The organism is Escherichia sp. E4930 (assembly GCF_005845405.1).
Classification (GTDB): Bacteria; Pseudomonadota; Gammaproteobacteria; order Enterobacterales; family Enterobacteriaceae; genus Escherichia.
This window is the reverse complement of sequence record NZ_VCDZ01000009.1, coordinates 195,646-208,025: the sequence shown is the minus strand read 5'-3', so window position 1 is coordinate 208,025 and position 12,380 is coordinate 195,646. Positions and strand designations below refer to the sequence as shown.

Sequence of the window (12,380 nt, the reverse complement as noted above, 5' to 3'; positions counted from 1 at the left end):
CGCGTTTTGCCATAACTCGAAATGCGCTTTACGCAACCAAACTGGTGCAAAATCGGTGATGAAAGTAAGCGAGTGGGCCAATCACATCGTGACTGGCCCTAAAACCTAGCTTTTTTGGGTCTGAAGCTCTGGTTGATACGTCTCAGCATCATTTTGACGTTGTTTTTCCATAGCGATCGCACCAAAGTGCGTTAACGTACAGAAAATGATGCAACAGATAACACCAGCAAGCAGAAGATAAAAACCACCATCCCAACCAACCTCATCGACCATAATACCAAACAGGCTTGTACCAAGCGTCGCTCCAAGAATATAGCTCATGAAACCACGCAAACCGACAGCGGAGCCCACGGCAAAACTGGGAACAATTTCCATTGTCTGAACAGAGGCCAGGAACTGCGGAACATAGATAAGGCAGCCCACGCAAGCAGCGAAAATAGTAATAGAGAGTAGAGAATCGCTTTTCCAGTACCCCAACAGGCAGAAGAAAATCAATACCATACTGATAATCGCTGGCGGCATACGGCGACCATGAAATAATTTATCACTCAACCAGCCAGCAAATAATGTCGTTGGAATAGCCGCCCATTCGAAGATTAAAAATGCCGTACTCATTTCGGTCTTCGTAAAATGCTTCACGCTTAACAGATAAATAGGTAACCAGCTGATAATTCCGAAACGCACCATATAGACAAAAACATCAACGAAAGAGACAAACCAGGCATTCTTATTTTTAAGCACATAGGTACAAAAAATTTGCCAGGCAGTCATATCTTCCGGCGCACGATCATCTTTTGCTTTAATGCTGACGTCGTCCGGAACGATTTCGTTTAATGGCGGCAAACCTTCACTTACCGGTGAACCTTTACCTGACATCAGTACCACGATAGCAATGACAACAGAGACAATCGCTGGAATAACATATGTTGCTATTTTCCAGTGTTCAGTCCCCAGCACAGCAAATGCACCGCCAACAATCGGAGCAACAATACCGCCACCCACGTTGTGCGAAATATTCCAGACCGCACCGACGATGCCCCGTTCTTTACGAGGAAACCAGTTGGCGATCGTAATAAATGACGGGCCAACACCCATTCCCTGAAAGAAACCATTCAGAATGACAAGTCCTGCAAACATCCAGAATGCGAAACTAAAACCAAGCGCCACGTTAACGAGAGCACAAAGTATTAAACCCACTGCCATATATACTTTGGGATTAGCTTTATCCGCCAGACTGCTCATTATCCCTTTACTAATACCGTAGGCTATCAGCATACAACTGCTTAACAGCCCTATTTGCGTCGCAGAAAGATTAAGCTCTTGTTTTAAATACGGTGTAGAGAGAACAAAGTTATTCCTGACAATGTAATACGAAAGATAACCGATAAATACGCTGAATAACGCCTGCATACGGTAACGATTATAGGTACTTTTCACTTCACTTTCAGGAACCTTATGTGTTGCCACTTTAGGTTTCAATAAAGAAAGCATATATCACCTTCCAGTTCATAGTGTTGTTTAATCAAATAATAATATTCATAGCAATGCTCATTACTACTCTCTGAAGAGTATTTTAAAAGCCTTTACTTAGTGAGTTTTGAAGATAGTGAAGCAAGAGAGTTTAAGTTACAATACAGGGCAAATGAGTCAAAACTGACTCAAAAAAACAAATCCCATGTTCCATTTCTTGCCCATATTTGATTTTAGAAAATGCAACATGGCTATTATTTAAACCTTAACGTGTTACAACAGGCCCAATTTAAAAAAAATTAGTTTTATTAAAATTTTCATTTTTTGAGTTCAATCACATATTTTTCCTCTATAATCGGGATCATTGAAGATACTTGTTCTTGTTATGCCAGAGAACCATGCTGCACAACATGAAAACCTTCATCACCCCACAACAAAAAACAGAGTCTGAACACCTTCAGGATACCCGTCGTAACACGCGGATTTGTAATCGAATTAAAGCTTTTTTTATGGTTTCTGAAGACTGGAACTCCGTCATAATTACTGAGGCGCTAAGTCTGCATCAGGCCACCGCAGATGACCCTATTCACGATAGTGCTTGTTATTACCATCCTCAACGGGTAAAAAAATGGGCTGAAGCCGCCAATAACAAATTTCATTTTTTACTGCTATACAGTCAGAACCTGAATCTGAGAGCGAAAATGTGGAAATTAATTAATGCACATTTCCGTAACAGTCACTTGCGGATATAGTAATGCTGGTTGCTTGCCGAATTAATGATAATTTACAAATACAAAAACATATGGCTTAAAGTTCGTTGCTTATGTTAACTAATGGATAACAACATGGATTACAGCCCAGGAATTTATCTCTTATTAATGGGATTTTTGACATGATTTGCATTATGCAAAGAGCACTAATCTGTTGGATTTTATATATCAGCGTTGCCTCAGCGCATGAATTAGTGATTGCTACAACGCTTTCTTCGGAAGCGACAGAGCACATTATCAGTCAATGGCAAAAGCAACCACAGGCAACCAAAATCCGTACGCTCAACCGAACCAGTGCATCTATTGAGCGCCTGCTGGAAAATCCATTGGGTGAAAATATTGATCTGGTACTGAGTTCATCCCCTATGTTGCTACAGCGGTTACAAAGTAAAAATCTGCTCCAGCCATTTAATAATCAAATAGAAACAAGTAGAAAGTTAGTACCGGAATCCATTCGTTCAACCACCGTTGCTGTTGCCATATCGGGCTACGGCATTCTTATCAATGTGGCGCATCTGGAAGACAAAAAAGAGCCTGTGCCAACATCATGGCAGGAATTAAGTAAGTCGCGTTATCAAGGAACGCTATTAATGAGCAGTCCTTCTCGTTCAGATACGACTCATCTGATGATTGAAGATCTTCTGCAACAACAAGGATGGAATAGCGGTTGGAGTACACTACTGAAAATAGGCGGTAATCTCGCCACCATTTCATCACGTAGCTTCGGCGTAGCAAATAAGATCAGTACAGGACTGGGGGACGCTGGTCCGGTAATCGACAATTACGCTAACGTACTGCTTAATAATTCAACTTTACGTTTCAGCTATTTCCCCAACTCGCGCGCAGCGCCTATGTTTATTGCCATTACAGAAGGCAGTAATCATCCACAAGAGGCGGGACGTTTTATTGATTTCTTGTTGAGTCAGGAAGGCCAGCAAGCACTGAGCGATTCTGATTCAGGGAAGTATCCGGTATATCCTCTGCCCTCCGGCACTCCACTCGCTGACCAACAAATGCGGTTATTTGCATCTCCTTCGCTTGATTACCCGTTGATCATGCAACGCCAAAAGCTTGTGCAATTGTTATTTGATTATGCGATTACTTTTCGCCTTACCGAGCTTCAGAAAAGCTGGAAAGCATTATATGCCGCAGAACATCGACTTAAGCGGACATTGCCAGAGGTGCGCGCACTATTAACCGCGGTTCCCGTTACTCCGCAACAGTCTGTTAATCCTACATATCTACAGCAATTCGAACTGCAATCAGGTTTTCGTGAAGCCCAGATTATGGCATGGCAGCAGTTTTTCCTGCAGCAGCAGCAATTAGTGAATACGCAACTTGAGTCATTAAAGTGAAACAACTACATACTATCGGTACGAGCTTGCGTCTCGCCTTTGTTTTTAGTGCCGTTCTTACGCTATTCGTTAGTGTAGTTAGCCTTTATTCCTGGCATGAACAAAATTCCCAGGTTCGCTACGCACTTGACGATTATTTCCCACGAATTCAGGCTTCATTTCTTTTTGAAGAAAACCTTACGGCATTGGTAAATGAATTCAATGAGCTACAACAGACAACCAACACCGATAGCCGCCTTCAGGTAAGAGAGCAAATTGAACAACGGCTACAAAAAATTCAGTCGATTAATCCCCATCTTGATTCAGTACATCAAAGTGCGCTTAACCAACAGGTCGCCAGTAGTCGCAAATTGCTTGGCAATCTCGATAAGGCATTGAATGAACACAATAAGGAAAACGGAAAACTCGACGTTATATCGTCAAGAGTTAACTGGTTGCATGACGATTTCAATAATGAACTCAACTCCCTGACTCAGGATTTAAGTTGGCAACAATCATCATTGCTCAATCAACTCAGCCAACGGAAAGATCTTCACGAAAACCAGGGGTTGCAAAATGCACTGCAATCTATTCAAAACGAGTTACAGCTCGTTTTCGAACTCTCACATATAGAAACTGAAATCGTCAGTACCTTAAAGGAGATGCTTAACACGCATAACAATGATACTGAGTCGTTAAAACAACATATTCAATACCTGGATTTTTTGAAGCATAGCATTGACGAAAATGTGCGGTCGTTAGCTTCTTATTCCAGCACTATTACATTACACCAGACAGTTTATTCCCTGTGGGAACTGGGTACACAGCAAAATTATCTACCCGGAACTCTGGCCGCCTGGCAGCAGGCTCAACAGACCCTTATGAATACCATCAGGGATAAAGAGCGTGTTTTTACGCAAATACGCGGCCAATTAGAAACGCAACTGGGTAATAGCCATCAACAGCTACAAACTTTCAATCTGCGATTAGAAAAAATAATGCAAATCAGTGGACTACTGATTTTTGCCGCTATGGTGACGGCCTTACTGTTCGTTATTCTGGTAAATTACTTCTACATTCGACCAAGGATGATCCGCCGTTTTCGCTTACTGAATGATGCCGTCGTCAAATTAAGTAACGGTGAACTCGATGCAGATATTCCAGTCTCCGGCAATGATGAGCTTGGTAGAATTGCCAACCTACTCCGCCAGACGATAGAGCAAATTAATCAGCAGCAACGTCAACTGGGGCAGGAAATCTGTGATCGAATCGCGACAGAAAAAAATCTGCGAACCGCACAAAGTGAATTGATCCAAACCGCCAAACTGGCCGTAGTTGGGCAGACAATGACAACACTGGCGCATGAAATCAATCAACCGCTTAATGCATTATCTATGTACCTGTTCAGCGCCAATCGCGCTATAGAGCAACAAGACACTGGTTTGGCGAAAAACTATATCGTTACGATGCGATCGCTGGTTGAGCGCATGGATAATATCGTTAAACGACTGCGAAACTTCGCCCGCCGACGCGATAGTGAACTCGTAGGCGGAGCAATTAATTTACAGCAGGTAATTTATTCATCCTGGGAGCTTCTGGCATTAAAACATCGACCACTGAAAGCATCTCTTCACTACCCGGATAATTTTCCTGCCGTTTATGGCGACGATGTTTTGATTCAACAAGTTTTAGTTAATTTATTTACGAATGCCCTGGAAGCCAGTCAGGAAAAACCGCCCACAATAACCATTAACTTTGAAGAAGAAGACACCACGTTAACGCTCTATATTGCTGATAATGGAAAAGGCTGGCCAGTGCTTCTGGCTGATCGACTATTAACACCGTTTACGACTGACAAAGCTGTAGGTTTAGGTATTGGTCTTTCGATTAGTCATTCTATTATGCGTCAGTGCCAGGGAGAGCTATATATTGCGTCTACCCTCGACCGCCATGCGTTGGTTATTCTATGTTTCAGGAAACTTTAAGCATGACAGATACAACTCCAACAATACTGCTCATTGATGACGACAATGATGTTCTGCAAGCCTACAGTTCTCTCTTACAGCAAGAGGGCTATGCAGTATGTACCTGTAGCAACCCTTCAGAAGCGCTGCAATTGCTGCAAGATACCTGGGAAGGAATCGTGGTATGCGACGTTTGCATGCCGGATATTTCAGGCATTATGCTGCTGGAAAAAATAATGCTGATTGATCCTAATCTTCCCATTCTGATGATCACCGGCCACGGCGATGTCCCAATGGCCGTTGAAGCGGTAAAAAAAGGCGCGTGGGATTTCCTGCAAAAACCGATTAATCCGGAACAATTTTTATCGCTTATCGAGAAAGCGCTGGCAGAGCGTGAAGATTATCTGGAACAAAAAAAATGGCGACGAGCGCAATTTAATCGGCACTTAATTGGTAACAGTGGCTGGGTTCGTCAGACGCGTCAGCAGCTTGAAACTCTGGCAGAAACCGATCTTCCCGTCTGTTTTTACGGCGAACCTGGAACCGGCAGAACATTAGCCGCCCATTATCTTCACCAATTTAGTTCTCGCAAGGAAAGGCCGTTAATTGAACGCACACTCAGCGCTAATAGTCAGCAACCGCTGGAAGAATGGGTGGAAGAAGCAAAAGGTGGCACGCTGTTATTAAAAGAACTTGAATATTTAACGCAAGAAAATCAGCGTCTCTTGATTCAACTCCAGGAACGCCCACAGGATCGATCGTTTCGTCTGATTGTTGTTAATCAAAGCCCTCTGGCTGCACTTGCCGCCACACAAAAAATTATTCCCGCATTGTATTTTCTTTTTTCACTTACCCACATCGAATGCCCACCGCTAAGTCAACGCCCGGGGGATATTGAGCCTATTTTTCACCATTATCTGACTCTCACCTGTAAACGATTAAACCGCCAACAACCGCTGCTGGGAAAAACGTTTTATAAACGACTGATGGCGCGAACCTGGCCCGGTAATATCATTGAATTAATAAATGCAGCAGAATTGGTGGCTGTGGGTGTTTTAATGCTGGACGATTCAGTCAGTTTGCAGATGATGGATGCTGATCCAACACCACTTGATGAACGTGTAGAAAGCTATGAAAGACAAATAATTATTGATGCACTCAACTTCTTCCAGGGACGTATCAACGACGTTGCCGATTACTTTCAGATCCCCAGAAAAAAGCTGTATTTGCGCATGAAAAAATACGGTATTGATAAAATGGATTTTCGCGATGTAAAGGAAAGATAAAGATCCAATACATTATCCTGCTAATGAAAGTTTTCAGGCACAAAAAAAGCGCCGTTCGGCGCTTTTTTCGGAAATCCGGTCTTATTTGCTGCCCGGGATGTTGAAACGCTTGTTGAAGCGGTCAACACGGCCACCGGTAGCAACATCACGCTGTTTGCCAGTGAAGAACGGGTGGCACTTGCTGCACACGTCGAGGTTCAGGTCATGACCAACGGTGGAGCGGATTTTCATTACGTTACCGCAAGAGCAGCTAGCAGTAATTTCTTCGTATTTCGGGTGAATATCTTTTTTCATGGGAAAACCTCGGTTTAAGGCCGCGTCGCTCTTCCAGCCCTAACGCCAGACACCACGCGATGTTTAAAGTATAGTTTCAATACGATCATTTCGTATCAAAGGCGCCGAATCATACAGAAATTAACCAGCGTATGCAAACTGATCCGCACTCCTCTACCGCAATGTGTATACTGTTCCACCGAATTTCAAGTCAGGATGATGCTATGCCCGTTGCCCACGTTGCCTTGCCCGTTCCGCTTCCCCGCACCTTTGACTATCTCCTGCCAGAAGGTATGACGGTTAAAGCCGGGTGTCGCGTGCGCGTGCCGTTTGGCAAACAGCAGGAGCGCATCGGGATTGTCGTGTCAGTTAGCGACGTCAGCGAGTTGCCGCTCAACGAACTGAAAACCGTAGTAGAAGTGCTGGACAGTGAACCCGTTTATTCCAGTTCCGTCTGGCGCTTACTGCTTTGGGCGGCGGATTACTATCATCATCCAATTGGCGATGTATTGTTTCATGCCTTGCCGATTTTACTGCGCCAGGGGCGGCCTGCGGCGAACGCGCCCATGTGGTACTGGTTTGCTACCGAACAAGGCCAGGCGGTGGATATCAACAGCCTGAAACGTTCGCCTAAGCAACAACAGGCGCTGGCGGCGTTGCGGCAAGGGAAAATCTGGCGTGACCAGGTAGCGGAACTTGAATTCAACGATGCCGCACTACAGGCGCTGCGCAAAAAAGGTCTTTGCGAGCTGGCAAGCGAAACGCCGGAATTTAGCGACTGGCGAACGAACTATGCTGTTACTGGCGAACGTCTACGGCTGAATACCGAACAAGCCACCGCCGTTGGCGCAATTCATAGCGCAGCGGATACCTTTTCCGCATGGCTGCTGGCGGGCGTTACCGGTTCCGGTAAAACAGAGGTTTATTTGAGCGTGCTGGAAAACGTGCTCGCTCAGGGCAAGCAGGCGCTGGTGATGGTGCCGGAAATCGGCCTGACACCCCAGACGATCGCCCGTTTTCGTGAACGGTTTAATGCGCCAGTGGAAGTTCTGCATTCCGGCCTGAATGACAGTGAGCGCCTTTCGGCCTGGCTGAAAGCGAAAAATGGCGAGGCGGCGATTGTGATTGGCACCCGTTCCGCACTGTTTACACCATTTAAAAATCTCGGTGTGATTGTTATCGATGAAGAGCACGACAGTTCCTACAAGCAGCAGGAAGGCTGGCGCTATCATGCCCGCGACCTGGCGGTATATCGCGCGCACAGCGAGCAAATCCCGATAATTCTCGGCTCGGCAACGCCCGCACTCGAAACGCTATGCAACGTGCAGCAGAAAAAATACCGCCTGCTGCGCCTGACACGTCGGGCGGGTAATGCGCGTCCGGCAATTCAACATGTACTGGATTTAAAAGGTCAGAAGGTGCAGGCGGGGCTGGCTCCGGCGTTAATCACCCGTATGCGCCAGCATTTGCAGGCCGATAACCAGGTCATTCTCTTTCTTAACCGCCGTGGTTTTGCGCCTGCACTGCTGTGCCACGACTGCGGCTGGATTGCCGAATGTCCACGTTGCGATCACTACTACACGTTGCATCAGGCGCAGCAGCATTTGCGCTGCCATCATTGCGACAGTCAGCGTCCAGTACCGCGCCAGTGTCCGTCCTGCGGCTCTACCCATCTGGTGCCGGTGGGTCTGGGAACAGAACAACTTGAACAGACGTTAGCGCCGCTTTTCCCTGGTGTAGCCATTTCACGTATCGACCGCGATACCACCAGCCGTAAAGGCGCGCTGGAGCAGCAGCTGGCAGAAGTGCATCGCGGCGGCGCGCGAATTTTGATTGGCACGCAAATGCTGGCGAAAGGTCACCATTTCCCGGATGTAACGCTGGTTGCATTACTGGACGTGGACGGCGCGCTGTTTTCTGCCGATTTTCGCTCGGCGGAGCGTTTTGCCCAGCTATACACCCAGGTGGCAGGCCGTGCCGGACGCGCAGGTAAACAAGGCGAAGTGGTGCTGCAAACGCACCATCCGGAACATCCTCTCTTACAAACCTTGCTGTATAAAGGTTATGACGCTTTTGCGGAACAGGCGTTGGCCGAGCGGCGAATGATGCAACTGCCGCCGTGGACCAGCCATGTGATTGTGCGTGCGGAGGATCATAACAATCAGCACGCGCCGCTGTTCCTGCAACAGTTGCGTAATCTGCTTCTCTCCAGCCCACTGGCGGATGACAAATTGTGGGTTCTCGGCCCGGTTCCGGCACTGGCACCCAAACGTGGCGGTCGCTGGCGCTGGCAGATCCTGCTACAACACCCTTCCCGCGTGCGTTTACAGCACATCATTAACGGTACGCTGGCGCTTATTAATACAATACCAGATTCACGAAAAGTGAAATGGGTGCTGGATGTCGATCCTATTGAGGGTTAAACCGCTAACGATGCGAGGCGGATCGAAAAATTAAATATTCATCACACTTTTCATGAAAATTCTGTAACCGTTTTCACGCGCTATCTGCTAAAAATGTTGCCGATATGAAGTAAACACGGATGTAGTACGCCTGACGTGCCAGGCGAGGAGTGAGTGTGAAAGTGAAGAAGCAGGAAACTGCCGCAACCATGAAAGACGTTGCCCTGAAGGCAAAAGTCTCTACAGCGACCGTCTCCCGAGCATTAATGAATCCAGATAAAGTCTCCCAGGCCACCCGTAATCGGGTTGAAAAAGCGGCCCGGGAAGTGGGTTATTTTCCGCAGCCACTGGGGCGTAACGCTAAGCGTAATGAATCCCGAACGATTCTGGTGATTGTCCCGGATATCTGCGACCCCTTCTTTAGCGAAATTATTCGCGGTATCGAAGTCACGGCGGCAAGTCATGGATATCTGGTACTGATTGGCGACTGCGCACACCAAAATCAGCAGGAAAAGACCTTTATCGACTTGATCATCACCAAGCAAATTGATGGCATGTTGCTGCTGGGTTCAAGGCTGCCGTTTGATGCAAGCATAGAGGAACAACGTAATCTGCCGCCGATGGTGATGGCGAACGAATTCGCACCAGAGCTGGAACTGCCTACGGTTCATATCGACAACCTGACCGCTGCCTTTGATGCCGTAAATTATCTGTATGAACAAGGGCATAAACTGATTGGCTGTATTGCCGGCCCCGAAGAGATGCCATTGTGTCACTACCGTCTACAAGGCTACGTTCAGGCACTGCGTCGCTGCGGCATTATGGTTGATCCGCAATATATCGCCCGGGGCGACTTCACCTTCGAAGCCGGAAGTAAAGCCATGCAACAGCTGCTCGACCTTCCGCAACCGCCAACTGCCGTCTTCTGTCATAGCGATGTAATGGCGCTCGGCGCACTTTCTCAGGCGAAACGCCAGGGGCTGAAAGTCCCTGACGACCTTTCCATAATCGGTTTTGACAACATCGACCTGACACAATTTTGCGATCCGCCGCTGACAACCATTGCACAGCCGCGCTACGAAATTGGTCGGGAAGCTATGCTGTTACTGCTTGATCAAATGCAGGGGCAAACGGTCGGAAGCGGCTCACGTTTAATGGACTGCGAGCTTATTATCCGGGGATCGACGCGCACGTTATCTTAAAGTAAACCTTTAAGGCTTCCGTGACTGGTCAAAGGCCCGCCGCTTAAGTAACATGGCGGGCTGACGAACGAATAAATACAGCGAAACGATAGTGGCACAACGAGATTATGTACGCCGCAGCCAACCGGCACCTTCGCGGCGAAAAAAGAGCACCTCACGGAAAAAGCAACGAAATATGCCTGCGGTTTCTCCCGCAATGGTCGCTATTGCTGCAGCCGTTCTTGTGACCTTTATCGGGGGTCTGTACTTCATTACGCACCACAAGAAAGAAGAGTCTGAGACGCTGCAAAGCCAGAAAGTGACCGGAAACGGACTACCTCCGAAACCGGAAGAACGTTGGCGCTACATTAAAGAGCTGGAAAGTCGCCAGCCGGGCGTGCGTGCGCCAACAGAACCGTCTGCTGGCGGCGAAGTGAAAACGCCGGATCAGCTGACCCCGGAGCAGCGCCAGCTTCTTGAACAAATGCAGGCTGATATGCGTCAGCAACCAACGCAGCTTGCCGAAGTCCCGTGGAATGAGCAGACGCCGGAACAGCGCCAGCAAACGCTGCAACGCCAGCGTCAGGCGCAGCAGTTAGCGGAACAGCAACGCCTGGCTCAGCAGTCGCGTACGACCGAGCAAAGCTGGCAGCAACAGACGCGTACGTCGCAAGCCGCGCCGGTACAGGCGCAACCGCGCCAGTCTAAACCGGCTTCTACCCAGCAACCGTACCAGGATCTGCTGCAAACGCCTGCGCATACAACCTCGCAGCCGAAGCCACAGCAGGCCGCACCAGTAGCACGCGCGGCTGAAGCGCCGAAACCAACAGCGGAGAAGAAAGATGAACGTCGCTGGATGGTTCAGTGCGGTTCATTTAAAGGTGCTGAACAGGCTGAGACTGTACGTGCGCAGTTGGCTTTCGAAGGCTTTGACTCGAAAATTACCACCAACAATGGCTGGAATCGTGTGGTCATCGGGCCGGTGAAAGGCAAAGAGAACGCTGACAACACCCTCAATCGTTTGAAGATGGCAGGCCATACAAACTGCATTCGGCTCGCCACCGGGGGTTGAAACCCTCAAAATCTCCCCCATCTATACTTGCATTATGCCCCGCACAATTGTGCGGGGCTTGAATTCTGTATTCCTAACCAAGGGGTCTGCTCGTGACAACTATAGTAAGCGTACGCCGTAATGGCCACGTAGTAATCGCCGGTGATGGTCAGGCCACACTGGGTAACACCGTAATGAAAGGCAACGTTAAAAAAGTTCGCCGCCTGTATAACGATAAAGTGATCGCAGGCTTTGCCGGCGGCACGGCGGATGCCTTCACGTTGTTCGAACTGTTTGAACGTAAACTGGAAATGCATCAGGGCCATCTGGTTAAAGCGGCAGTTGAGCTGGCAAAAGACTGGCGTACCGATCGCATGTTGCGCAAACTTGAAGCATTGTTGGCGGTCGCGGACGAAACCGCTTCGCTTATCATCACCGGTAACGGTGACGTGGTGCAGCCAGAAAACGATCTTATTGCTATCGGCTCCGGCGGCCCTTACGCCCAGGCTGCGGCACGCGCTCTGTTAGAAAACACAGAACTTAGCGCCCGTGAAATTGCTGAAAAGGCGTTGGATATTGCAGGCGATATTTGCATCTATACCAACCATTTCCATACCATCGAAGAATTAAGCTACAAAGCGTAAGGATC

General features: G+C 47.8%; 9 protein-coding genes. 7 read left to right on the top strand and 2 right to left on the bottom strand.

The features are described from left to right. Positions 1–105: 105 nt before the first annotated feature. Positions 106–1,491, bottom strand: coding sequence for an MFS transporter (locus tag FFT88_RS13730; RefSeq protein ID WP_130206592.1), 1,386 nt, complete (start codon positions 1,489–1,491; stop codon positions 106–108). A gap of 871 nt (positions 1,492–2,362) precedes the next feature. On the opposite strand from FFT88_RS13730, the gene FFT88_RS13725 reads away from it, so the two are divergent. From FFT88_RS13725 to FFT88_RS13715, 3 genes are read left to right on the top strand one after another with little or no spacing between them, the layout of a single operon-like run. Continuing rightward, positions 2,363–3,595, top strand: coding sequence for an ABC transporter substrate-binding protein (locus FFT88_RS13725; protein ID WP_135403677.1), 1,233 nt, complete (start codon positions 2,363–2,365; stop codon positions 3,593–3,595). Further along, positions 3,592–5,559 carry an ATP-binding protein gene (locus FFT88_RS13720; protein WP_135403678.1) on the top strand — a complete coding sequence of 656 codons (1,968 nt, stop codon included), beginning with the start codon at positions 3,592–3,594 and terminating at the stop codon, positions 5,557–5,559. Before FFT88_RS13725 ends, FFT88_RS13720 begins: the two co-directional genes overlap by 4 nt. A gap of 2 nt (positions 5,560–5,561) precedes the next feature. After that, positions 5,562–6,824 carry a sigma-54 dependent transcriptional regulator gene (locus FFT88_RS13715; RefSeq protein WP_130215272.1) on the top strand — a complete coding sequence of 421 codons (1,263 nt, stop codon included), beginning with the start codon at positions 5,562–5,564 and terminating at the stop codon, positions 6,822–6,824. Between the two features lie 81 nt (positions 6,825–6,905). Here FFT88_RS13715 and rpmE read toward each other — a convergent pair whose 3' ends face one another. Next, positions 6,906–7,118, bottom strand: a complete 213-nt coding sequence (gene rpmE / locus FFT88_RS13710) for a 50S ribosomal protein L31 (protein WP_000710769.1) — start codon at positions 7,116–7,118, stop codon at positions 6,906–6,908. Between the two features lie 203 nt (positions 7,119–7,321). Here rpmE and priA point away from each other — a divergent pair, with 203 nt between their 5' ends. The 4 genes from priA (at position 7,322) to hslV (ending at position 12,375) form a co-directional block, all read left to right on the top strand. Next, positions 7,322–9,520, top strand: coding sequence for a primosomal protein N' (gene priA / locus FFT88_RS13705; RefSeq protein ID WP_135403679.1), 2,199 nt, complete (start codon positions 7,322–7,324; stop codon positions 9,518–9,520). A gap of 155 nt (positions 9,521–9,675) precedes the next feature. Further along, positions 9,676–10,701 (top strand): DNA-binding transcriptional regulator CytR, encoded by a 1,026-nt coding sequence (gene cytR, locus FFT88_RS13700; RefSeq protein WP_130215268.1) that lies wholly within the window; start codon positions 9,676–9,678, stop codon positions 10,699–10,701. A 91-nt stretch (positions 10,702–10,792) separates the two neighbouring features. Then, on the top strand, positions 10,793–11,752 hold the full coding sequence (ftsN, locus tag FFT88_RS13695) for a cell division protein FtsN (RefSeq protein ID WP_130215266.1): 960 nt from the start codon (positions 10,793–10,795) through the stop codon (positions 11,750–11,752). 92 nt (positions 11,753–11,844) lie between these two features. Beyond that, positions 11,845–12,375, top strand: a complete 531-nt coding sequence (gene hslV / locus FFT88_RS13690; RefSeq protein WP_000208242.1) for an ATP-dependent protease subunit HslV — start codon at positions 11,845–11,847, stop codon at positions 12,373–12,375. The last annotated feature ends 5 nt before the right edge of the window (positions 12,376–12,380 follow it).